We start from the raw sequence: 22,436 nt of genomic DNA, 5'->3' as shown, positions 1-22,436 counted from the left end.
AAAGTGTGGCCCGGGAGCCAAAGTGCACATCAGCAAGGGGAGAGAGACCGGCCTGGCCGAACCGCGTGAAAAAAATGTGCATAACCTGCTGCCCTCGATGATGGCGGTGAGAAAGCTGATGTGGTTGATTTCAATTTACTGATAATAAAAGGAAATTTATGATTTCATCACGCCGGGTCCGGATGGTTTTACATGGTCTCACAAGAGGCTTTTAGCTGCTTTTTAGATTAGCTTTTGCATAATCAATCGTTTATTTAGTTGGACAATCCAGGTGGGATCGGTGTCCAATCAGAGAGCAGGTTGGCCAACAGTGCCGTCAGCCAGTGTGTAACCCTATGATGTAAGGAGACATCCTGATGGAAAAACTTGACCAAGAGATCGACACCATGCGCCAGGAGTTTGAGTCACAAGGCCAGAAACAGGCCCACGACAAATGGCAAGCCAGGGTCGATGAACTGCAACGGGAACGGGAGCGTTCAGAAGCGTCCCAGCCGGAAGCGGCAGAACACTAGCCCGCCGACGGCCACCATAGTGATGGCCATCGGTCAAGCAGATAATAAAAACCCCCACGGCCCGCAAGGGAGGTGGGGATTTTTATTGGCCGGGCGATGGCGCCCTTGAAGGCGTCATGCGGCGCAGACTGACGAACGAAGGCGCAGCCAGGGAACAACAAGGCCATCAGTGATGGCCCTTGTTGGTTTATCCGCTCATTGAACCCGTGTCGGAGTCACGCCTTAGCAGCGGTTGCCGGCGCGGGCGACCCGGCCTTCGGTCAGCAGCTGGTAGTGGCCGGTGGCGGCAGGGACAAAGGCGGACTGGCCCTTATCGAGGCGCAGCGTCTCGTCACCCTGCTTGAGCGTCACAGTGCCATCGATGGCAAACAGGATCTCGGCGCTGGCGGTGGTGAGCGCATGTTCACCCGCCGGGTAGACGCTGAAGGTGAAGTCCGGCACCGGCACATCGAAGTGCTGCACCGCACCCTCTACGCGGGGGGCCAGCAGGATCTGGTCATCCGGCTTGGGCAGGCAGCGAGTGCAGTCCAGCAGCTCTGCCACGTCTATGTATTTGGGGGTGAGACCGGCGCGCAGCACGTTGTCCGAGTTGGCCATGATCTCGAGGCCGGTGCCGCGCACATAGGCGTGGGGGGTGCAGGCATCGAGGAACATGGCCTGACCCGGCTGCAGGGTTACTACGTTGAGCAAGAGCGGTGAGAAGAGTCCCACATCCCCCGGGTACTGGGCGGCCAGGCTGGTGATCAGCGCAAAGGTCTCCTCATCCTGGTGCGCGGCGGCATAGGCCAGCAGGCCCGCCAGGGCGTCTTCCTTGTGCGTCCCTTGTAAAATCAGCAGCTGATGGAAGAAGTGCTGCAGGCCCGCTTCGTTCTGGTTGGCGGCAAAGGCCGTGACCAGATCGGCGATGGCTGCCAGCTTGACCCGCTCGAACAGCGCCAGTATGGCGGTAATGGCGCGAAAGCCGTTCATCGCCTGATAGGGGGTGAGGGCAAACACCAGCTCCGGCTTGTGGTTGGGGTCTTTGTAGTTGCGATTGCCCGCCTTGATGGGGATGCCTGCGGCTTCTTCCTTGGCAAAGCCGGCTTCGGCCTGAGCCTTGCTCGGGTGTACCTGAATGGAGAGGGCCTTCTCGGCGCACAGCACCTTGAACAGGAACGGCAGGCTGCCGAAACGGGAGACGGTAGCCTCACCCAGCGCGGCGGCCGGGGCCGCGTCGATCACTGCCGAGAGCTTCTGGGCACTGCCCGCCAGGCTCACTTCGGAGCAGCCGTTGGGGTGGGCGCCCATCCACAGCTCGGCCTGGGGTTTGCCCGCCGGATTTGGGATGCCAAACAGGGTGGTGAGGGCATCATGGCTGCCCCAGTCGTAACCTTGAATCGGATTTTGCATTAACAAAAAAGAGGGCAGAAAGGAGGACAGATCGCGACTGCTCATAAGGGACGCCTCATTTAGTGTGAAGAAAGTCGGGTGAAGAAAAGGGTGGCATTGCTGCTGCGGACCGGACTATAACATGGGCGGCCTTTGCCGCCGCAACCGCTTGCCTCTCTCTATTTGATCAGGATCAGCATGTCACCTATCTTCAGCCAACTGCTCGATGGCGCCCTTCATGAGCAGGCCCCCTTCGAGCAGATCTGGTTTGCCCAGGATCAGGGGGTGCCGCCCGGTTTCAGCTATCAGGTCAACTTTCCCCGCCTCGAACTGGTGTTCAGCGGCGAATACCTCAACCAGATCTGGGACAAGGAGCAGGGCTGCAAGGAGATAAGTGTGTTGCCGGGGCAGGCGCTCTACATTCCTCCCAATGGTTGGAACAAGCCGCTGTGGACCACGGACTGCTCTGTGCTGAGCCTGCTGTTTGGCAAGCGCCAGCTGGGGTTCAGCCTGGTGAGCAAGCGGCGGGAAGACCCCGATTTTTTCGACGTGCAAAAGCACAGCATAATGGCGCGGGCCGGCCATGTGATCGAACACATATTGGCGGCGCTCAACGTGCTGACCGAGGATCCCGGCCGCTCCCCCACCGACAACCACTTGTTGCAGGCGCTGCTCACCAGTGCCCGCCAGCTGCTGGCGGAGTCCGCCGCCGAGCGGCCAAGAGGGGCGGACCTGTTTCACGGGATCTGCATCTATATCCAGGAGAATTTTCACCGCCCCATCACCCGCGACTCCATCGCCCACCGTTTCAACGTCTCGGCCAGTCATCTCTCTCACCTGTTTCGCGAGCAGGGCCACATGCGCCTGGCCGATTACATCAGCTGGGTGCGGATCGACAGGGCCAAATTCATGCTGAAAAAATACCGGTTTCGGCTGGAAGAGGTGGCCAGCCGCTGCGGTTACGGCGATGTGAACTATTTTTGCCGGGTGTTCAAGCAAAAGACCGGGCTGACCCCTTCCCAGTACCGCTCCCTGAGCCAGCCACAGGGGCAGGGCGAGGGGTTGGTGGGATAAGCAGGGATGCCGCTGGAACCTGCGTGAGTCAGGTGTTGGCGGGGCCGCTGTGGATCCGGGGCGGGCAGGCTGGACGCATTGTGATCCAGTACTCGACTATGGTCTGACATGCGTGCTCGCCATTTGATTATGAAAACGAATGGGCTAAGATGGCCGCGCGCAACTTACAGATTGATAACAAACGGAAGTTAGGAGATGCCGATGGAAAGCAAAGTAGTTATCCCGACCCAGGGCCAGAAAATCACAGTCGATGCCAACGGCAAGCTGCAGGTTCCCAACCATCCGATCATTCCGTTTATTGAAGGGGATGGCATAGGTGTGGACGTGACCCCGGCCATGTTGAATGTGGTCAATGCCGCGGTCGAGAACGCCTACAAAGGCGAGCGCAAGATCGCCTGGATGGAGATCTATACCGGCGAGAAGTCGACTCATATCTATGGCGAAGGTGCCTGGCTGCCGGCCGAAACCCTGGATTTCATTCGTGAATACTGCGTGGCCATCAAGGGCCCGCTGACCACCCCGGTCGGTGGCGGTATTCGCTCCCTCAACGTGGCCCTGCGTCAGGAGCTGGATCTCTACATCTGCCTGCGCCCGGTCCGTTACTACGAAGGCACCCCGAGCCCGGTCAAGCGTCCCGACCTGACCGACATGGTGATCTTCCGCGAGAACGCCGAAGACATCTACGCCGGTATCGAGTGGAAGGCGGACAGCGACGAAGCCAAGAAGGTCATCGCCTTCCTGCAAAACGAGATGGGCGTGAAGAAAATTCGCTTCCCCGAGTCCTGCGGCATCGGCATCAAGCCCATGTCCAAGGCCGGTACCGAGCGTCTGGTACGTGCCGCCATCGAGTACGCCATCGACAACGATCGCGACTCCGTGACCCTGGTGCATAAGGGCAACATCATGAAGTTCACCGAAGGTGCCTTCAAGGATTGGGGCTATGCCCTGGCCCAGAAAGAGTACGATGCCCAGCTCATCGACGGCGGCCCCTGGTGCTCCTTCAAGAACCCGAAAACCGGCAAGACTATCGTGGTCAAGGACGTCATCGCCGACGCCTTCCTGCAACAGATACTGCTGCGTCCGGCCGAGTACGACGTCATCGCCTGCATGAACCTCAACGGTGACTACATCTCCGACGCCCTGGCCGCTCAGGTCGGTGGCATCGGTATCGCCCCCGGCGCCAACATAGGTGACGGTGTGGCCCTGTTCGAGGCGACTCATGGCACCGCGCCCAAGTACGCCGGTCAGGACAAGGTCAACCCGGGTTCGCTGATCCTCTCCGCCGAGATGATGCTGCGCCACATGGGCTGGGTCGAAGCGGCCGATCTCATCATCAAGGGGATGGAAGCGGCCATCGCCAACAAGACCGTGACTTATGACTTCGAGCGACTGATGGAAGGTGCCACCCTGCGCTCCTGCTCCCAGTTCGCCCAGGACATGGTCGATCAGATGTAAACGGTGAGACTGAAATGCAAAACCGGCGCCATGAGCGCCGGTTTTTTTATGGGTGACAGGCCGCTGGCCTGAAGGTGCACCTGTGATCAGGTGGTCTTTTCCACGTGCTGTTGATAGAGCTGTTGCCACTTGCTGCTTTCGGCTTCATCGCCCTGCGTCTGCCAGAACTCGCAGATGGAGTTGGCGAGCTCGGATGCCATGGCGTGATCTCCATCGCGGCGACTCATCAGATATTGTCCCAGCCAGCTTTGATATTGTTTCATTGCCCGATCTCCTTATCTAAGGTGCCCTTGGTGGTTGCCCGTTTGGCAGACAAGCCTCTCGACCGCTGCCAGACCTGACTCAACCAGGTCACTGTTTTCCTGCGCACCTCTGTTCGTTGTTATCGCCGGATTGGGTAGCGATCTCGCCGGATAACGGCGCTAACGGGGCGCAGATGTCAAAAAACGGTCCCTATCCTATCACAAAATAACCAACTTGGGGGGATTGGCGGCCGAAGGAGGAGAGGTGAGGTGCTCACGCTCAGGGCAAAGGGTGTGCCATCTTGCTGATCCATGAAGAGAAAAACCCGCCAGGGTGGCGGGTTTGTTGGGTGAAAAAAGATCAAATTTTGGCGGTGGCCAGGTATTTTTCCATCTCCTCGGCGGGCACCATGCCGCCGCCGGTGGCCCACACCAGGTGGGTGGTCTGTGCCATGTGCTGGGCAGTCAGACCGCGCGATGCCTGCCACTCTCCATCGGCACTGACCCGCCACGGACCCGGCATGCCGGCCAGCGCCGAGGGTTCGAGTTTGATCTGCTCATCCCGTGCCAGCAGCCCCAGCAGGTCATACATCTCCTGATCGCTCAGGGTGAAGAAGCCATCGAGCAGTCGCTCCATGGCGCGGCCGACGAAGCCGGAGGCGCGCCCCACCGCCAGACCGTCGGCGGCGGTGAGGTTGTCTATCCCCAGATCCTGCACCGCTATCCCGTCGTGCAGGCCGGTGTGGACCCCCAGCAGCATGCAGGGGGAGTGGGTGGGTTCGGCAAACAGGCAGTGGACGTTATCCCCGAACGCGAGTTTCAGGCCAAAGGCCACGCCGCCGGGGCCACCGCCCACACCGCAAGGCAGATAGACGAACAGCGGGTGTTCGGCATCCACCTTGATGCCCATATCATCGAACTGCTTTTTCACCCGCTCGCCCGCTACCGAGTAGCCGAGGAACAGGGTGCGGGAGTTCTCGTCGTCGATGAAGAAGCAGTTGGGGTCGCGTTTGGCCTCCTTGCGACCCTGCTCCACCGCCACCCCGTAATCTTCGGCGTATTCCACGACTATGACCCCGTGTTCGCGCAACTTGCGCTTCTTCCACTCCCGCGCATCGGCGGACATGTGGACTGTGACGGTGAAGCCGAGCTTGGCGCTCATGATGCCGATGGACATGCCGAGGTTGCCGGTGGAGCCCACGGCAATGCTGTACTGGCCGAAGAACTGGCGAAACTCGTCCGTGAACAGCTTGCGATAGTCGTCTTCTTCGCGAAGCAACCCGGCCTTGATCGCCAGCTGTTCGGCATGGGTCAGCACCTCGTAGATGCCGCCGCGCGCCTTGATGGAGCCGGAGATGGGCAGATGGCTGTCTTTTTTCAGCAGCAACTTGCCGGTTACCTCGACACCGTAGCGCGCATTGAGCGTTGCCTGCATGGCCGGGATGGCGGCGATCTCGGACTCCAGAATGCCCTTGCTGGCGCGGGTCTCGGGGAAGGCGTCGCACATGTAGGGGGCGAAGCGGGCAAGCCGGGCGGAGGCATCCGCCACATCGCTGCCATCTAGCCCCACATAGGGAAGGCCAACCGCCAGCGTGCTGGCCTTGGGGTTGAACCAGGTCACAGGCTCGAGTGCGATCAGGGATTGCACCAGCGGGAATTGGGTAATGAGTTGTTGGACGTCGATGTTTTTCATGGGATGTCTCGGTCTTGTTACACGATATAGGAGAGCAGGAAAGTACCGGCCAGCGCCATCAGGGAGGCGACAAAGGTGGCGGTAGTGTAGTACTTGAGCGTTTCGTTCAGGGTGGCGCCGCAATACTGCTTGACCAGCCAGAACAGGGAGTCGGTCACCATGGTGCAGCCGATGGCGCCGGATCCGATGGCGAGCGTCATGATCTCGGGGCTGATGTTCGGGTAGTGCACCATGATGGGGGAGACGATGGCTGTGGCACCCATCATGGCGACGGTGGCCGAGCCGACGGCGGCGTGCAGCACTATGGCCACCAGCCAGGCCAGCAGTATGGGATGCATGTCCAGCTGGGAGAGAATGGTCGCCAGGCTGTCCCCCAGGCCGCTCGCCTTGAGCACGCCGTTGAAGGCGCCGCCTGCCCCTATGATCAGCAGGATATTGGCGATGGAGGAGAAGCACTGCTCGGTCTGGTTCAGCAGCCCTTCCATCTTCATGTGCTGACGGATCCCCAGCACGTAGTAGGCGGTGAAGGCGGCGATAAACATGGCGGTGATGGGGTTGCCGATGAACTCCAGCAGGGTATAGAGGCCGCTTGCGTGATCCATGTTGAGCTCGGCCACCGTCTTGGCCAGCATCAGCAGTATGGGCAGCAGCACGGTGAAGAGAGAGGCACTTAAGGTCGGGAGGCTTGCCTCGTCGCGCGCCTCTATATTCGCAAAAGCGGCAGGCACCTCTTTGAACGGCACCCGTTTACCGAGCAGCTTCAGAAACAGCGGGCCGCCCACCAGGGAGGCAAACAGCCCGACCGCGAGGCCGTAGACGATGACGGAACCTATGTCGGCACCCAGCTGATTGGTGACGTAGAGCGCGGCCGGGTGGGGCGGCACTATGCAGTGCACGGCCATCAGGGCGGTGCAGAGCGGGATGGCCAGGGTCAGCAGCGAGGTCCTGGTCTTGCGGGCGATGGAGAAGGCCAGCGGAATGAGCAGCACGACTCCCACTTCGACAAACAACGTGATGCCGCACACCAGACCGACCAGCACCATGATCACCTGAGGCGAGAGCCAGCGGCACTTTTGCAGGGCGAGACCTATGCGCTCCGCCGCCCCCGATACCTCCATCATCTTGCCGAGTATGGTGCCAAGGCCGATGACGGCGGCGAGAAAGCCCAGGGTGCCGCCTATGCCTTCTTCCATGGCGTTGACCATCTTGACCGGGTTCATCCCCATCATGGTGCCGACATAGAAGCTCGCCAGCAGCAAAGCCAGGAAAGGATGCACCTTGCCCTTCACTATGGTGAAGACAATCAGAATGATGCTAGTCAGCAAGGTACCGACGACCCACACTTCAGAATTCATACTGCGCCTCTATGTGTCATGAGTGATGATTAGGCGCCTATTGAATGAAAATGACGGGTGGCTGACAAATGATGAAAATGGCGTCTTGGATGATATGAGTTGATGCAAAGGTGCCACATCCATCACATTTATCGGCTTTGATGGGATTTGGGTTGTTTGGTTGCATCCAAAGGCCGGTTTTCTGGCTATCATCTGTGCGTTTTTTGGGGGCGAAGAGGCGTGCCAGATGTATACCGAAGATAACTATGTATCGAGAAACAAGCTGCTGAACGGTTATCAGCTCTCCAAGCTGCATACCTTCGAGGCGGCGGCCCGTCACAGCTCCTTTGCCCTGGCGGCGGATGAGCTGGCGCTCAGCCCGAGTGCGGTGAGCCACAGGATCAGTGCGCTGGAAGAGGAGCTCGGTTTCAAGCTGTTCCAGCGCTTTCACCGCAAGGTGATGCTGACCGCAGAGGGGCAAAGAGTCTTCTGGGCGCTCAAGTCATCGCTGGAGTTCATCAACCAGGAGATCCTGGAGATCAGGCATCAGGAACTGTCCGGTTCCCTGACCGTCTACTCCCGCCCCTCCATCGCCCAGTGCTGGCTGGTGCCCAGACTCGCGGATTTTTCTCGCCTGCATCCCCAGATCGATCTCAACGTCATGACAGGCAACGAGAACATCAATCTGCACGGCTATGGCATAGACCTGACTATCTATTTCGATGACAAGACCCCGGAGCGGCTCGCCATCCACCCGCTGATGGATGAGTACATGGTGCCGGTTTGCAGCCCCGAATATGCCGAGCAGCATGGGTTGCTGGACAATCCAGACCACTTGTCTCGCTGTCGTCTGCTGCACGACAGGCAGGCCTGGGGCCATGATTCGGACAGCGACGAGTGGAGCAGCTGGGCCCGCCAGTGCGGCATCTCCCTCGACGCCTGCCAGTCGAACATGGGGTTCGATCGCTCCGATCTCGCCATTATCGCCGCCATGAACCACGCCGGGGTCGCCATGGGCCGCAAGAACCTGGTGAGCAAGCGGCTGGCCAGAAATGAGCTGGTTGCCCCCTTCCCTGGCATGGAGGTGCGCTGCGAGCAGCGTTACTACATAGCGACCTTGCCCAACCGCCAGTGCCCCAAGATCCAGGCCTTTGTCGACTGGGTCTGTGCCCAGGCAAAGGAGACACAATAAGCGGCAGGGCCAAGCGCCGTGTTATTCCCCGTCTGGCGTGCAGGATGGAGGGTGAACACCCGGCAAAAAGCGGTACAGACGGCAGGATAGACGCCGAAGAGCGGGGAATTCGTCTGACATCCCAGCGAGTTAGCCGAATACACTGCCAGTAAAGGCTCAATCGTTCGACATAGGATGGAAACCGGACACAAATAAAAAAGGCCACTTCTTGCGAAGTGGCCTTTTCCAATGCTGGGGAGGCTGAATCAATATTTCATGTTGTTGATTTTATATAATTTGTTTTTAGTGAAAAGAGCTTAGGTGTTACTGGCAAATAAGCCACCGCACATTTTGCCATTGAGGCGTACCTGTCTACCTCGCGAAAAAGCCGGCCAGGTCTCCGGCTACTTCTAGCGCTCGCGACGCACTTCTCGGGATGCGGGTTCAAATCCCTATGACCCGGATCCCACGATTCATACTCAGCGTGTTGTTCTTCGCGCCGATGTATTTCTTTTTTCACAGGGCTGCGCAATTGCGCATTTTCCAAGCCTCTCACTCCCTCCCCAAGCCTTGCCACGCCTCTAACATCCAATATTGGGCTATTCGTTGGGTTTCGTTTTTGCGCAGAGAGGTGAGCAATTTGCGCAGTTTGTAGTGCGCTGTGCCAGTGATGGTCATACAGAACTCGTTCTACCATGGAGCAATTGCGAATGCGCACGGTTGAGATGACTTGATACTGGCCACTTGGGGGAGCGACTCATAGTCGTAACTTGGCCACAGATATGCTGTTGAGTAAAGCATGTGTTTTTTGACATTGTCGGCCCACTTCGGCGCTTAGGACTTCCCATCCCAGCCTGGGCCAAGCTCATCCATGATGGCCTGCTTGCGCTCAACTGCCTACCAGCAGCGTCCAGTGAAGGCATCAAGGGTGGCACACTCCTTGAGCAGGGTCTTACGGGTGTCATCCTTGAATGACTCGGTCACCAGCTTGCCATCGGTACTGGCCTGACGCTTACTGCCAAGCCCGTGATGTTGAGCCCCTTGGGTGGATCTTGCCGCCGGCCCTTGACCTTACCGGGTCAGGCGAAGGCGTGGTCGCACTCGGTGGACCCGGTAGATTGCTATGCCACAGAGCGTGGACGACAGTGGCAACTGAGTGTGCGAGCCGGATATGGCACAGGGCGGAACAGCCCATCCCGGAGGCTGCTACACTGGCCGAAGAGATTCGTACGGACACACCAACAAGGAAGTTGATGATGAGAGAGACTCCCAGCGCCCTCGCGGCGTGGCTGCCCCCCCAACCCCCCAGTCCGGGGCATCTGCGCGCCGATCTGGATACCTGGCGGCAACAGTTTTTTCGGGCGCTGCCCGACGCGCGGTGCCTCGAGGCCCTGTTCGATCGGGCCCCGGACATTGTTTTCTCCATCAAGGACAGGGCAGGCCGCTATGTGAGCATCAGCGAGGCCTGTACTGAGCGCTGTGGTCTGGCGAGCCGGCATGATGCCATCGGCAAGACGGCCCACGAGATCTTCCCACCCCACATGGCAGCGCGCTACCAGGCCCAGGACGATCGTCTGTTTGGCACCGGTGAGCCCGTAGTGGACAATCTCGATCTGACCCTGTTTAACGACCGCAGCCCCGGCTGGTGCCTGACCAACAAGGAGCCGCTGCGCGATGCCGGTGGCGCCATTGTAGGCCTGGTATGCATGTCACGCGATCTGCACGAGCCGAGCCGGGCCGGCTTCATCGACGATCGCTTCGTCGAGGCGGTCGATCACATCCTGACTCATTATCCCACCCCCTTGCGCATTGAATCGCTGGCAAGACGGGCCGGGGTATCAGTCGCCCAGTTTGAGCGGCGCATGAGGCGGATCTTCCAGCTCTCCGCCGGTCAGTTCATCACCAAGACTCGCATCGACATCGCGATCAACTGGCTAAAGGGCAGCGATATGGCCATCGCCGACATCGCATTGCGGTGCGGTTTTTGCGATCAGAGCGCCCTGTCGCGGCAGTTTCGAGCCCTGACAGGCCTGTCTCCACGCCAGTACCGGCAGTTGCTGCGCCGGGGGAATTGACGCGCCGCCGGTGCGGCGCGTCGTACTCACCTATTGAGCCAGCCCCACACTGAGGCTCAGATCCCGGTAGGGTGCACCGGCGTCCACCGCTATGTGGTAGTAGGTGCCACCTTCGGGGGTCTGGATGGTGACTGCCTCATCGTTACCGCCATTGGCCGAGCCCTGATCGTAGCTGTCCCGGTTCGGCCAGCCCCGGTGCATGACATAGAGGTTGGCGTCGCCACTGCCACCTCGGGTCTGCACCGTCAGCCGCGTCGTCCCCTGGGGCACGAAGACGTAGAAGTAGCGGATGTCGTCCGACGCGATACCGGTGCGGGCACAGGTCGCGTCGATGACCTGATCGTCGGGATAGCCGCAGTCCGGCTCGGGCGGCTGGCCAGCCGTGGTGGCCGTCTGCACCCAGGCGGCGAAGTCGTCGTCATAGGCCAGATCCTGCATGGTCGACCAGTAGCCGTCATAGTCGTCGGCGCGAAATCTGGTCACGGTATCGTCCACCCTGTCCCTGTGGTGTTCGAACATGTAGCGCACCGCCATATAGCCCCAGCGGTAGGCGCGGGTCCCATAGTCGTTCATGTCATAGGTATTGCTGAAGATGGTCGACAGGGGATAGGTGCCGGCCTGGGCCGCCTCGATCGCCTTGGCGTTGTCGTTGCCAAGGGACAGATACTCGGCCAGACCTTCTATCCACCAGACGGTAGGCTGGCTGATGGCTCGGGCGAAGTCGCCGGCCATGTTGAAACGTCCATCCAGATAGTGCACATACTCGTGCTCCAGATTCCACACCGAGAACAGGGGGCGCAGCCAGGAAGCCTCATGGGCGATGAAACGCGCCTGGTTGCCGGGTTGGTCGGGATCCCCTTCCAGATACATGCCGCCGTTGTCGGTGGCGATGCCGTAGATGACGCCAGCGTAGCGGCTGTAGTTGGCGTAGTCGTCGAACACCACCACCTCCAGCGCGTCGTTGACGTCGCCCGGCAGTGGCCGGTTCTGGGTCTTCAGCATGCGGTGGAAGTATTGCTCCTCGTTGGCCAAGGCTGCGCAGCTCTCGGTCAGTTGCTGCTCTGTCATATCCTGGGCTCGGATGCGCAGGGTCGACCCGCACTCGTGGCGGATCGGCAGCACTATGTCGGCCAGCCGCTGCTCGAAGTCACAGGTGCCGTACTCGGCGCAGCGGGCATTGTCATAGTATTTCACGGCACTGGCGGCCACTAACCAGAGATCGGCGCCGGGACCATCCAGACTGTTCTTTGCCAGGATCTGCTCGATCCTGGCCCGCGACGCGGCGAAGTGGGCCGGATACTGCATGTAGCGCAGGGCCTCGTTCAGGCTGTCGGTGAGCTGGTAGGCGTAGCTGGTGCCGAGCAGAGCGGCCTGGTTGCCCTGCACGAAGGCGAACAGGGCCTCGGCGTAGCTGCCGTCTTGTTCGGCCAGGGCGCGCCCCTCAGCGCGGTAATGGGACATGAACAGGACGGTCAGCAGGCCGGTGTAACCCGACCCCACCTCCCAGTGCTTGAGGGCATCGGCGGCATTCGGCTGTCCGTCTCGATTGGTGAAGCGGGCGATGAGGGGCTTGAGGCGCGGCAGGTAATAGGCCTCATCACGGAGATTGGTCATCAGGGTGAAGCTCTCTCCGATCGTGCTGCCCGCGTCCGGATTGGGGATGAACAGGGCAGGGTTGTCCAGCAGCCGATCGAGGCCAACCCGGATCGCGTCGCGCACAGTAAGCGGTGGCTCCGGATAGAGATCGCGGGCGATGGCATTGTAATAGCCAGCGCGCAGATAGAGCACCAGATTGGCGAGGCCACGGCCGCTGCCCTGATAGTCGACGGCGCGCGCCTGCAACCGTTCGGCCACCGCCAGCAGGTTGGCGGTGTCATAGATGCGGGCGCCGTCGTCCGCCGTGAGAGAGAAGAGGCCATAGGTGCACGACACCTCGGGCAGGCCCTCCAGATAGTCGGCCAGTGCAGCACCGGATTTGTCGAGGAAGCCGGCCGGATCGCGACAATCACCCCCCTCGGCCATCAGGCTCTGGGCCTGGGCGCGCCAGTCGGGCTCCCGGTCGCGCTGGACGTGGGGATCTTGCGCCAGCTCGGGGGCGGCGGGCGGCGGCAGCAGGCGGTGCAGCCGCGGCGCCGGCAGGGTTGCGAGGGACTGGCCGTGCTCGGCGCCGGCCAGATCTGCCGGCACCATGGCGGGCGAGGGCAGGGAGACGGGGGCCTCGGTAGCGGCCAGGGCGGTGGCCCAGCCAGCCAACAACAGACACGCCAGGGGTTTTAGTGCAAGCATAGGACTCTCCATGGTTGGGGTAGATGCCCGTGCCGGTGTAGTCACGCTGCTGGCGCCTCCCTGCGCCGGTCCGGGACACCTAATGTGGCAGAGAGTCCCCCCGCCCGTATTGGCATATCCCTGCGCCTTGACGGCGCAATTTGCCAAAAACGCTTCGCCCGGGCATGCCTTCGCCATCTGGTGTGGGCAGGTAGCACCCTATCATTGGGATCCGCAGATGCGGGAAGATTTGGGCACCCCTTCACCATCAGGAAATAACATGGACAGGCATTGTTCATAACAGAGCTACCAAGCCTATCTCCCAGTTCAACTTGATGCGCACCATTAGCCTGGCAATGCATCGTTTTGCACCACAAGATGAGACTCGGTACGGTTTGGGTGAGAAAAGGTGCGAGGGAGCCCTCGGCAGCGAGCCGAGTGAGAACATTTAGAGCCGCTAACAAAACCGCTCAATAAAGCGCAGGCAGATAACGGCACAAGCCAGCGTCAGCAAGGCTTGATGGATATCAAGCCGTCGCTCGAAACGAATTCGTGGGGCTAGCCAACCAGGAGTTCACTCTACGACCCAGCGGCTGCCGCCAGCTCACAGCTCCCTTGCTCATGAACCTCCCAGCCCACGCCCTTGCGGCTGTAAATGTCCTCAATCAGATGGAGGTAGTAATACTGACCCCGTATCCCAGCAGATAGAGTCCTTGCTGCCCAGCGTGGATCTCACTGAGCTGTTGCTGGAGATAAATGCTCATACCGGCTTCGCCAACGAATTTACTCATGTCAGCGAATCCAATGTCTGAGCCGAGGAGTTGGTTGTCAGTATCTGCGCAGTGTTGCTGGCGGAGGTCTGCAACATTGGATTGGAGCCGCGGCTCAAGCACCAGGTATGCCCTCTATCGCCATGGGGACTCCGAGCACCCGAGGGAGTTGCACCTCAAGTGGAATAACCTGGTGCTACCTATGGATCACCCCTGGTGGAATACCCATTCCCCGAGCAACGGGTATGGCTGCAAGTGCAAGAAGTTCCTGCTCTCGGCAGCCGACCTCAAGCGGCGCGGCCTTGAAGTCGGCAAGGCGCCGGATGATGGCGATTATGAGTGGGTGGATAAGGCGACCGGGGAGCTACACAAGATCCCCAGAGGTATCGACCCCGGCTTTGATTACCGGCCCCAGACCCCGGCTGCCTTGACCAAGGCCGTGGCCAAGCGGGAGGAAGCCAAGCCAGCGCTGGCCGAGCGGCTGCCCGAACGGATGGTGGAGAGTGCCTATTCCAGTGCCAAGGGGGTGAGTGCGCAGGGCTTGAGCGACCTGCTGGCCCAGCTGCCAGCCCCCCAGCGTGAGCCCTTGGCGGCCTTCCTCAAGGCGCATCCGGTCAAGACGCTGTTTATCAAGCAGACCGAAATGGGAAAGGGGGCCGCGGGGCTCAAGGTCGCCTCGGCCATTGCCGAGTATCTGGGCAAAGATGTTTACCAAGTCCGTGCCTTCTATCATTCTCGCCGCGCCAGCATGACCAATGGCTTTACCGCCAAAAGCTGGGATCATCTGGTTATCAAGGTAAAGGGAGGCGATACTTTAAAGGCGGTCGATATCAAGGCGGTGCAAGCGGCGGCCACCGAGGTGGTGACGGATGCCAAGGGCAACAGCGGTCCCCGGCAATGGCAGCCAAGAGGGATCAGCGGTGAGACTCTGCGCCGCCATTGAAGCGTCTCGGCCAATGTGGGGGCCAGGCAAGGTGAGTCGGCACAACGGATATCGACCTGGCTGCACGAACTGGGGCATCAGGTCCACTTTTGGGCTGGTGAACCGGATTTGACGGGGGTTGGCTTGCTGACCGAGTATGCCGGCAAGACCAGGATGGAAGCCGCCGCCGAGGCGTTTGCCTCCTGGGTATTGGCCAGGGACGCCATGGTGGTGCATTTCCCCGAGCTGGCCAAACGGGTGGAGGCCATGTTGGCCCAGGCCACGGCTGCCAGTGGCAAAGGAGATAGAGGATGACCTTGTTGGAACAAGCCAGCGCCCTGCTGGCACAGGATGGCCCCTTTACCTTGGCACAAGCCAAGGTGCTGGATGCGCTATGCGAGCAAGCCCGTGATGCGGAAGCCGACCTGATGGGGGATCTCTGGGAGGCCGCCATGGCGAATGCGGATGACGAAGCCTTGCACTATATGACCACCTTTGAGGATGAGATCTGATGGCCGGCAGCTTTATCGCCATCAGCCACCATGGCGTGGCCGATGCTCACGAGCTGTTGGCCCACCTCTACCAGCGCACTGGTGATCTCAGCGAACCCCTGGCCGATATCGGTGAGGGGTTGGCGCTCTCCCACCGGGATCGCTGGGATGCGCAGGAGACCCCAGAAGGGGAGCCCTGGGCCCCGCTCTCGGAGAAGTACCGCGCCCGCAAGCCACGCCATGCCGATGAGGTGCTGCGCCTCAACGATGACCTGCGCGATACCCTCAACTATCAGGCCGAACCCCAGACCCTCTACTTCGGTACCCCGCTCGAATACGGCGCCGCTCACCAGTTCGGTCGCCCCGAGATCAACCTGCCCGAGCGCCCCTATCTGGGGCTCTCGGAAGCCGATCAACAAAGCGTACTGGAAACCCTAGAAGGCTATCTCACCACATAGCTTCTGTACGGCGCGATATGGAATTATTGGGTAGATGTAGGGTGATGGCAGGGAGCTGTCGTAGAAATTGATTAGCAATGGATTTAAACAGTCTTAAACGTGACGTCTGTCTCATGGCCGGAGAGGAATGGTTTGTGTAACGGTGTATGATTATCCCCGACTATTTTTTAGGGGATGATTTATGTTAATTGAAAAAATCTATGGTGTTTCTAAAGATATCGTTGGCAGCTATATAGAACGACCACTGGTGGATGAGCGATTCTCCAGCGCGTTGAGACAAACTAAGCAGATAATTATATATGGGTCATCCAAACAAGGAAAAACTGCTCTTGTACAAAAGCATGTTCCTGAAAAAAATCGGATAACGGTGCATTGTGGTCCCAACTCAACGATGGAAGATTTGTATCGTTCAATTTTACGCCAAGCAGGGGTGGAAATCGTAACAGGCTCTGCAGTTGAAACCTCACGTGAACTTGAAGCTTCAATCAGTGCAAAGTTTACTGCAATGATCCCATTTTTTGGAAAGGGTGAAGCGAATGCGGAAGGTTCTGCCACTGCGGGCCATGCTAATAATATTGAATATAAGAAAATTGAATTCAATCTTGGATTGGCTCAAGACATTGCAGAGCTTCTAAAAGAGACCAGTGCTCACAATAAATTTTTTGTTGTAGAAAATTTTCACTACCTCTCACCAGAGGTTCAATCGCATTTTGCATTTGATCTTAGAACTTTTGAAGAGCTAGGGTTACGATTTATAATCCTCGGTGTTTGGCGAGAAGCAAATCGTTTGATTCAATTTAATGGTGATTTGCAAGATCGAATTTCAGAAATTCCTGTGGAACCATGGTCAACAGCTGATTTTGAGCAAATAGTCTTGAAAGGCCAACCTCTAGCTAACGTAGTGTTTTCAGAGCAAATAAAGAACACTCTCTATCAGCAGGCCCATGGCAGTGTCGCTGTTGTGCAAGAGCTACTAAAGAAGATATGTGAGTTTGCGGGTGTTTTAGAAACTCATCAAGGAGCATCACCATTATTAATTGAAGATCAAAGCTTCGTTCGGCAGGCAATTGATGAGAAAGTTCGGGAATACTCCGCTCGTCATGTTAGAAGTCTAGAGTCCATAGCTGCAGGTTCTAGAACTCGTCGTCCAACTGAAGATACCGCTGCTCTGTACTTGCCGTACTATGTTGTTGCTGTATTAGTCGCCAGAAATTATGAACAACTCAGAGAGGGTATTGAACGAAAAGAGTTACAAGAGCTCATCAAAGCAATTCATCCGAATGAAGAAAACGTGAGGACGTCTGATGTAACAGGGATGTTGTTAAGGCTTTCAGCGTTACAAGCATCAGCTAATATCATTCCGCCATTATTTGATTACGATAGAGGTAATCGAAGAATAAAGGTTGTTGACTCTACCTTGTTCTTTTTCATTGATAACAGCGACCCTGAAGATGTTATGTCTGAAATACCTCATCCTGACCCAACTAGTCGGCAGCACTAACCCACCATAAACCCTGCACCCTCTCATGCCGCCGCACTATGGCGGCATGAGCATATCCAAGACCCCTTATTCGGCGCCCCTCGTGGCCATCCTCAATGCCAACCCCGTTAGCGGGGAGCGGCTGGCGGTGCTCGATGCGCAACTCACTTCCCAAGGCGATGACTGGTACCAGCTGCTGCCGGTCGGCCCCTTCAAGGCCCGTGACGGTCGCCCGTTCGATGTGACCATCCCCCGCGCCATCATCACCTTGGGTAGTGATGATGGCCAGGGCAGGCGGCCAACGGTATCTGGGTCAGCGGTGGCCATCAAGGCATCAGTGCGCGGGTGGTTCGGCAAGGCACTGCGGGTGAGCAACTGGCACAGAGCATTACCCATCCGCTGGTGTGTGACGTGGTGGCGGCCCGCGCCTAGGGTGTGGTGGGGCTGGCCAAGACCATGCCCAAGCGCACTCAGACCATCGAGCTGCCGTTGTCTGCCGATACGGGTCTGATCCTGCCGGGGGCGCTGCTCGTGGTAGATGGCTGGAAGGGATACAACCGGGGCGTCAGGGTCTCTGCTGCACTGCAGAACAAGGCCATGACGGTGCACCAGCAACTGAGCGTGGAGCGATTTGTATGAACCTGTTCAAGCGATTCCTGGAACTGGTACCCGGTGCTGACCCGCTGCTGGTCGGTACCGTGACAGCCATGACCAGTGCCACGACCACTTTGGATACGCTGGCGGGCGGTACCGTCACAGTGCGCGGTGTTGGTGTAGCGATCGGCAAGAAGGCGTTTTACAGGGGAGGGGAGCTGGCAGGAGAGGCGCCGGACTTACCGACCTATGAGATAGAGGTTTAATGCCGGTTTAACGGGCTTATCAAACTCGGCGATTCCTGTGCCACCAAGTTTGATAAAAGTACCAAGGGCACGGTTTTTCGTTTTAGGCAGACAGATTTTTCATTTTTCGCGGCGGACTACAAAATGGCAGGAGAGACGCCGAAGAGCGGGGGACATTCGTCTAGCGTCTCAGCGAGTTAGCCGAATACACTGCCAGTAAAGGCTCAATCGTTCGACATAGGATGGAAACCGGACACAAATAAAAAGGGCCACTTCTTGCGAAGTGGCCCTTTCCAAACGTTTGGTGGAGCTGGGGGGATTTGAACCCCCGTCCAAAATTACTACATCCTCGGTACTACATGCTTAGTCACTCTTTACATTCGCCAACCCGCTGCGGAGAGACACGCCACGAATTGACTAGCTCGATTGGTTTTAATGCTTCCGCCCCGAGCAGGACTTCCACACGATCCTGTGAAGGATGACCTTCCGATTCCCTAGGACACAGGCAAGCTAGGGTAGAAGGGCTCAGCGCAGGTTATTAAGCTGCGAGTGCGTAGTTTTCGTCGTTTGCGACTATTTTTTTGCGGTTTGTTAACGAGGCCTACCGCACCTCGGCATGCACCTTGGGTTTCGTGAATCTTGTCGAATCCAGAATCAGCCCCAAGTTGTCAAAGCCGATTGTACGCAAAAATCCTGTCATGGCAAGGCGTTGATGGCAATCGACCGGCCAAGGCCGGTCGATTGCTGGTTTATTGGACGCCGCACGGCTGCATGCGGCGCACAATCAGCCGCGATGCTTGTTCTTCATGATGCGGGCTTTCTCCCGATCCCATTCGCGGGCCTTGGTGTCTTCCCGTTTGTCGTGCTCTTTCTTGCCTTTGACCAGGCCGATCTCGACCTTGACCCAGCACTCTTTCCAGTAGAGCGCCAGCGGCACTATGGTGTAACCCTGACGGGCGGTCAGGCTCTCCAGCTTGTCGAGTTCACGGCGGCTCAGCAGGAGCTTGCGGGTGCGGGTCGGATCACACACCACGTGGCTGGAGGCGGCGTTCAGTGGTAGGAAAGTGGAGCCGAACAGGAAGGCTTCGCCCTGCAAGAAGATGACATAGGCTTCGCTGATGTTGGCCTTGCCCGCCCGCAGGGATTTGACTTCCCACCCTTGCAGGGACAGACCGGCTTCCACGCGCTCTTCGATGAAGTACTCGTGACGGGCGGTTCTGTTGAGTGCAATGGTGCTGGACCCGGCTTTGTTTTTACTGTTCTTTTTGCTCATGACGGGCGCCTTTGGCAATGATTAGGAAGGCGCATTATACGTGGGTGGCGGCGGCTGTAAAACGCGCAACTGCTCGAGTGGCGGCTTTGTGAGCGGTTTTGGGGATGATCTTGGCTGACAAGGTGATAAAATCGGCCCGATTGGATGAGGAAAGCCCATGCCCCGTATTACTCGCAGTGCCCTGGTGATGTTCAGCGCAGAACAAATGTTCAGGCTGGTCAATGATGTTCACGCTTATCCGGAGTTTCTGCCCGGTTGTGTCGGCAGCCGTGTCCACGAGACAGGCGATGACTATATGACTGCCTCGGTCGATGTGGCCAAGGCGGGGATTGCCAAGACGTTTACCACCCGCAACCTGCTCGATGCCAACCGGCAGATCAAGATGGAGCTGGTGGAGGGGCCCTTCAGCAAGCTGGCTGGCTGGTGGACCTTCACGCCGCTGGATGTGGATGCCTGCAAGGTCGAATTCGACCTCGATTTTGAGTTCACCTCCAAGCTGATTGAGCTGGCGTTTGGCCAGATTTTCCGCGATCTGGTGGGCTCCATGGTGCTCGCCTTCTCCAACCGCGCCAAGGTGGTGTACGGTGTCTGATCTGCTCAATATCGAAGTTGTGTATGCCCTGCCCGAGCGCCAGACTGTGCTGCGCATCCGGGTTGCTCCCGCCACCAGCGTGCTGGCTGCCATCGAGCAGTCCGGCATAGTGCAGAAGCACCCGGAGATCGATCTGGCGGTCAACAAGTTCGGCATCTACAGCCGGCCGGTCAAGGGGACCGAACTGCTGCAGGACGGGGATCGCATCGAGATCTACCGTCCGCTCATCGCCGATCCGAAAGAGATGCGCAAGAAGCGGGCCGAGAAGGCCAAGGAGGAGGGGCGTGCCGATGTGGTGACCGGCGGCAGGCCCAATGCCAACCGCAAGCGAGGAGAGACAGACCCGGCCTGATGCCGCACTCTGGAATAAAAAAGGCGCCTTGGCGCCTTTTTTGATCTGCTTTTCTGCGGAGCCGCCGTCAACTCGCTTCAGCGGCAAAGCGCTGTCACATCCCGTGCAGCCGCTCGTTTTCCACCACCTCGACGCCACTCTCCTGCTGGCCGAGCACTATCATGGCATGGGCTACCTGGCTGGCCTCGATGGCGCGCCAGCGGCGCAACTTGCCAACCAGCAGGGGGCGCAGCAACGGATAGACAGCCTGGAAACACTGCTCCGACAGGCGCGGTGGCTGGCGATTGCCGAGCAGCATGGCGGGGCGCACTATGGCGAGCTGTGGCCAGGCTTGTGCCAGCAATGCCTGCTCCATCTGCCCCTTGGTGCGCGGATAGAGAGCCGGCGAGCCTGGATTGGCCCCCAGACTCGAGACGACGATCAGACGTTGGCAGCCGTGGCGGCGGGCGAGTGCCGCGAAGGCCAGCACATAGTCGTGATCGACCCGGCGAAACGCCTCGTCGGACCCCGCCTGCTTGCGGGTGGTGCCTAGGCAGCAGAAGGCGATGTCGATGGGGCCGGGCAGCGAAACCTCGTCGAGGCGTTCGAAGTCGGCCGGCAGCCAGTGATGTTGGGGCCGGGGATCACCTGCCTTGCGACAGAGCAGGGTCAGTGAGTGGACGGGGTCGAGCTGACGGAGCAGCTCCCGACCGATCAGCCCGCTGGCCCCGGCGATCAGGATCTGGCTCATGCGTGCCTCCCAAGTTCAACGAGGGCCGCCAAGATCTTGCCAGCGAGCCGTCCGTGGGTATGGGGATTCTTGGGCTGGTGCATGGAGGCTTCCTCGCTAAGATGGGATGGCGGTGGCCAAATAAAACAAAACCGGCGCGGGGCCGGTTTTGTGAATGCGATCAGAGCGGGGTGTGGAAGGCCGCTGGCAACGGGAAGTCGCCGGTGACCGTGGCCAATCTGTCGTTGGCAAAGGTCAGGGTGAGCTCCTTGCGCTCCTTCTCGCCGCGACCCGGCTGGAATTCATAGAGGTAATACCAGGTGTTCGGGTCAAAGCCATCGCGCAGCATGGCGGAACCCAGCACGAACTCGACCTGTTCGCGGGTCATGCCCTGGCGCAGTTTGTCGACCTGTTTTTGTTCCACATAGTTGCCCTGGGGAATATCGATGCGATAGACCAGGCTGCAACCGGACAGGGTGAGGGCGGTCAGGGCCGCGGCAATCAGGTGTTTCATCCGCATATCGAGTTCAGATCATCCATTCAAGTCTTTTACGCTGGCCGAATCATACCTACTCCCTTGGCGGAAGTAAAAGCCATGGAAAAAATAGCCAGAGGGCGCCTGGCCCTCTGGCCGATGGGATCACTCCTCTATGGTTGGGATGGGGCGGACCAGCCGCAGCATGACGCTGGATATTCCTATTCCGCCAACGTTGAAGGTTTCCCCGCTGCCGGCAAAGTTCAGAAAGTCGTATCCTTCCCCCCCCGAGCTGTCTGAACCAAAGGCGATGTTGGTCAGTGCCCAAAGTTGTTGTTCAGCTGCGTGACATGCAGTTTTGACATCATCGGGAGCCTCGATCCACTGCTTGGTTACCTCATCCCACTTGGGCGCTGCATCAGCACACAGGGTCTCTTTGTCTGCCGCTATCTGTGATTGGAGGGATGTCGAAGGGTAACCTTGTGCCGCATAAATGGCCGGCTGGCACTGGTTGTTGTAGAGGGTAAACAGTTCCTTGATGTCGGGGGCCCGCCAGGGGTGTGCGGGTATACCAAGCCGGTCGTTGGCCTGTTTGATCACGCCCATCAAGGGATTGTCTTCAACGTTGGCGCGGGTTGAAATAAACGCTGGTGTGCCTTCGCAGCCGGTGCCATCGGCACTGGCGTGCTGACCATAAGGGCAGTAGAGCCACTGCAGACCGGTGGATCTGTCGTTGACCACGTTCAGCTTGCCCTCGGCCGTGTCGATCTGTTCGCTGACGAAGCGGCTGTTGTCGTCCTGATAGCCAGGCAGACATTCGCGTGCCTGGCTGGTGACCGGCAACAGGGTGGTGATCAACAATAGGGGGGTGAAATAGCGGTGCATT

Annotated in this window: 23 protein-coding genes, 1 other RNA gene and 3 pseudogenes; 15 read left to right on the top strand and 12 right to left on the bottom strand. The window is 58.8% G+C overall.

What is annotated here, in order from left to right; all coding sequences use genetic code 11:
• Nucleotides 1-356: 356 nt before the first annotated feature.
• Nucleotides 357-512, top strand: a complete 156-nt coding sequence (locus ACM3N8_RS04640; protein WP_098984570.1) for a hypothetical protein — start codon at nt 357-359, stop codon at nt 510-512.
• Between the two features lie 222 nt (nt 513-734).
• Here ACM3N8_RS04640 and manA read toward each other — a convergent pair whose 3' ends face one another.
• Nucleotides 735-1,946, bottom strand: coding sequence for a mannose-6-phosphate isomerase, class I (gene manA / locus ACM3N8_RS04635; RefSeq protein WP_290017168.1), 1,212 nt, complete (start codon nt 1,944-1,946; stop codon nt 735-737).
• A 132-nt stretch (nt 1,947-2,078) separates the two neighbouring features.
• Here manA and ACM3N8_RS04630 point away from each other — a divergent pair, with 132 nt between their 5' ends.
• Nucleotides 2,079-2,954, top strand: a complete 876-nt coding sequence (locus ACM3N8_RS04630) for a helix-turn-helix transcriptional regulator (RefSeq protein ID WP_290017167.1) — start codon at nt 2,079-2,081, stop codon at nt 2,952-2,954.
• A 201-nt stretch (nt 2,955-3,155) separates the two neighbouring features.
• Nucleotides 3,156-4,409 carry an NADP-dependent isocitrate dehydrogenase gene (gene icd, locus ACM3N8_RS04625; RefSeq protein WP_290017166.1) on the top strand — a complete coding sequence of 418 codons (1,254 nt, stop codon included), beginning with the start codon at nt 3,156-3,158 and terminating at the stop codon, nt 4,407-4,409.
• Nucleotides 4,410-4,495: 86 nt separating this feature from the next.
• Here the strand turns inward: icd and ACM3N8_RS04620 are convergent, their stop codons facing one another.
• The 3 genes from ACM3N8_RS04620 to dsdX all read right to left on the bottom strand — a co-directional run bounded on the left by ACM3N8_RS04620 (nt 4,496) and on the right by dsdX (nt 7,699).
• On the bottom strand, nt 4,496-4,672 hold the full coding sequence (locus ACM3N8_RS04620; RefSeq protein WP_005328937.1) for a hypothetical protein: 177 nt from the start codon (nt 4,670-4,672) through the stop codon (nt 4,496-4,498).
• Between the two features lie 340 nt (nt 4,673-5,012).
• A complete protein-coding gene (locus tag ACM3N8_RS04615) occupies nt 5,013-6,344 on the bottom strand; it encodes a D-serine ammonia-lyase (RefSeq protein WP_416015499.1) in 1,332 nt (443 codons plus the stop codon).
• Between the two features lie 17 nt (nt 6,345-6,361).
• The gene (gene dsdX, locus ACM3N8_RS04610) at nt 6,362-7,699 is read right to left on the bottom strand and encodes a D-serine transporter DsdX (protein ID WP_274452294.1); all 1,338 of its coding nucleotides are present in this window, start codon (nt 7,697-7,699) and stop codon (nt 6,362-6,364) included.
• 226 nt (nt 7,700-7,925) lie between these two features.
• On the opposite strand from dsdX, the gene dsdC reads away from it, so the two are divergent.
• Complete coding sequence (dsdC, locus tag ACM3N8_RS04605; RefSeq protein ID WP_290064156.1) at nt 7,926-8,870, top strand: DNA-binding transcriptional regulator DsdC; 945 nt, start codon at nt 7,926-7,928, stop codon at nt 8,868-8,870.
• A gap of 793 nt (nt 8,871-9,663) precedes the next feature.
• Here dsdC and ACM3N8_RS04600 read toward each other — a convergent pair.
• Nucleotides 9,664-9,845: pseudogene (locus ACM3N8_RS04600) on the bottom strand (hypothetical protein); the annotation flags it as partial.
• Nucleotides 9,846-10,105: 260 nt separating this feature from the next.
• Between ACM3N8_RS04600 and ACM3N8_RS04595 the strand changes: the two are divergent.
• Entirely contained in the window at nt 10,106-10,924 is an 819-nt protein-coding gene (locus ACM3N8_RS04595) for an AraC family transcriptional regulator (RefSeq protein WP_098984565.1), read from the top strand.
• Nucleotides 10,925-10,954: 30 nt separating this feature from the next.
• Here ACM3N8_RS04595 and ACM3N8_RS04590 read toward each other — a convergent pair whose 3' ends face one another.
• Both ACM3N8_RS04590 and ACM3N8_RS04585 read right to left on the bottom strand, forming a co-directional pair.
• The gene (locus ACM3N8_RS04590) at nt 10,955-13,210 is read right to left on the bottom strand and encodes a collagenase (protein ID WP_416015498.1); all 2,256 of its coding nucleotides are present in this window, start codon (nt 13,208-13,210) and stop codon (nt 10,955-10,957) included.
• A gap of 436 nt (nt 13,211-13,646) precedes the next feature.
• Nucleotides 13,647-13,790, bottom strand: a pseudogene (locus tag ACM3N8_RS04585) (IS5/IS1182 family transposase); the annotation flags it as partial.
• A 91-nt stretch (nt 13,791-13,881) separates the two neighbouring features.
• Here ACM3N8_RS04585 and ACM3N8_RS04580 point away from each other — a divergent pair.
• The 8 genes and pseudogenes from ACM3N8_RS04580 to ACM3N8_RS04545 all read left to right on the top strand — a co-directional run.
• Nucleotides 13,882-14,100: pseudogene (locus ACM3N8_RS04580) on the top strand (Tn3 family transposase); the annotation flags it as partial.
• A gap of 52 nt (nt 14,101-14,152) precedes the next feature.
• Nucleotides 14,153-14,902 (top strand): hypothetical protein, encoded by a 750-nt coding sequence (locus ACM3N8_RS04575; RefSeq protein ID WP_416015497.1) that lies wholly within the window; start codon nt 14,153-14,155, stop codon nt 14,900-14,902.
• A gap of 108 nt (nt 14,903-15,010) precedes the next feature.
• Nucleotides 15,011-15,196 carry a hypothetical protein gene (locus ACM3N8_RS04570; protein ID WP_348685755.1) on the top strand — a complete coding sequence of 62 codons (186 nt, stop codon included), beginning with the start codon at nt 15,011-15,013 and terminating at the stop codon, nt 15,194-15,196.
• A complete protein-coding gene (locus ACM3N8_RS04565) occupies nt 15,193-15,393 on the top strand; it encodes a hypothetical protein (protein WP_348685754.1) in 201 nt (66 codons plus the stop codon). The genes ACM3N8_RS04570 and ACM3N8_RS04565 overlap by 4 nt, the downstream gene beginning before the upstream one ends.
• Entirely contained in the window at nt 15,393-15,830 is a 438-nt protein-coding gene (locus tag ACM3N8_RS04560; RefSeq protein WP_348685753.1) for a phage virion morphogenesis protein, read from the top strand. The genes ACM3N8_RS04565 and ACM3N8_RS04560 overlap by 1 nt, the downstream gene beginning before the upstream one ends.
• A 181-nt stretch (nt 15,831-16,011) precedes the next feature.
• The gene (locus ACM3N8_RS04555) at nt 16,012-17,331 is read left to right on the top strand and encodes a hypothetical protein (protein ID WP_416015496.1); all 1,320 of its coding nucleotides are present in this window, start codon (nt 16,012-16,014) and stop codon (nt 17,329-17,331) included.
• A 435-nt stretch (nt 17,332-17,766) separates the two neighbouring features.
• The gene (locus ACM3N8_RS04550; RefSeq protein ID WP_348685751.1) at nt 17,767-17,949 is read left to right on the top strand and encodes a hypothetical protein; all 183 of its coding nucleotides are present in this window, start codon (nt 17,767-17,769) and stop codon (nt 17,947-17,949) included.
• On the top strand, nt 17,946-18,170 hold the full coding sequence (locus ACM3N8_RS04545; RefSeq protein WP_348685750.1) for a hypothetical protein: 225 nt from the start codon (nt 17,946-17,948) through the stop codon (nt 18,168-18,170). The genes ACM3N8_RS04550 and ACM3N8_RS04545 overlap by 4 nt, the downstream gene beginning before the upstream one ends.
• A gap of 281 nt (nt 18,171-18,451) precedes the next feature.
• Here ACM3N8_RS04545 and ssrA read toward each other — a convergent pair.
• Nucleotides 18,452-18,811: a transfer-messenger RNA gene (ssrA, locus tag ACM3N8_RS04540) on the bottom strand.
• Nucleotides 18,812-18,933: 122 nt separating this feature from the next.
• Nucleotides 18,934-19,422, bottom strand: a complete 489-nt coding sequence (smpB, locus tag ACM3N8_RS04535; RefSeq protein WP_042036966.1) for an SsrA-binding protein SmpB — start codon at nt 19,420-19,422, stop codon at nt 18,934-18,936.
• A 157-nt stretch (nt 19,423-19,579) separates the two neighbouring features.
• On the opposite strand from smpB, the gene ACM3N8_RS04530 reads away from it, so the two are divergent.
• On the top strand, nt 19,580-20,014 hold the full coding sequence (locus ACM3N8_RS04530; protein WP_042873080.1) for an SRPBCC family protein: 435 nt from the start codon (nt 19,580-19,582) through the stop codon (nt 20,012-20,014).
• The gene (locus ACM3N8_RS04525; protein ID WP_290017136.1) at nt 20,007-20,366 is read left to right on the top strand and encodes an RnfH family protein; all 360 of its coding nucleotides are present in this window, start codon (nt 20,007-20,009) and stop codon (nt 20,364-20,366) included. The genes ACM3N8_RS04530 and ACM3N8_RS04525 overlap by 8 nt, the downstream gene beginning before the upstream one ends.
• Before the next feature lie 94 nt (nt 20,367-20,460).
• Here ACM3N8_RS04525 and ACM3N8_RS04520 read toward each other — a convergent pair whose 3' ends face one another.
• From ACM3N8_RS04520 to ACM3N8_RS04510, 3 genes are all read right to left on the bottom strand, one after another.
• On the bottom strand, nt 20,461-21,096 hold the full coding sequence (locus tag ACM3N8_RS04520) for an NAD-dependent epimerase/dehydratase family protein (protein ID WP_290017135.1): 636 nt from the start codon (nt 21,094-21,096) through the stop codon (nt 20,461-20,463).
• Nucleotides 21,097-21,256: 160 nt separating this feature from the next.
• Nucleotides 21,257-21,595: an outer membrane protein assembly factor BamE gene (locus tag ACM3N8_RS04515; protein ID WP_011705347.1), complete on the bottom strand. Its 339-nt coding sequence runs from the start codon at nt 21,593-21,595 to the stop codon at nt 21,257-21,259.
• A 120-nt stretch (nt 21,596-21,715) separates the two neighbouring features.
• Complete coding sequence (locus tag ACM3N8_RS04510; protein ID WP_348685718.1) at nt 21,716-22,435, bottom strand: hypothetical protein; 720 nt, start codon at nt 22,433-22,435, stop codon at nt 21,716-21,718.
• Between the last annotated feature and the right edge of the window lies 1 nt (nt 22,436).

It is taken from the genome of Aeromonas sp. A04 (assembly GCF_047780465.1).
GTDB classification, from domain to species: Bacteria; Pseudomonadota; Gammaproteobacteria; order Enterobacterales; family Aeromonadaceae; genus Aeromonas; species Aeromonas bestiarum.
This window is presented reverse-complemented; position numbering and strand designations above follow the sequence as displayed.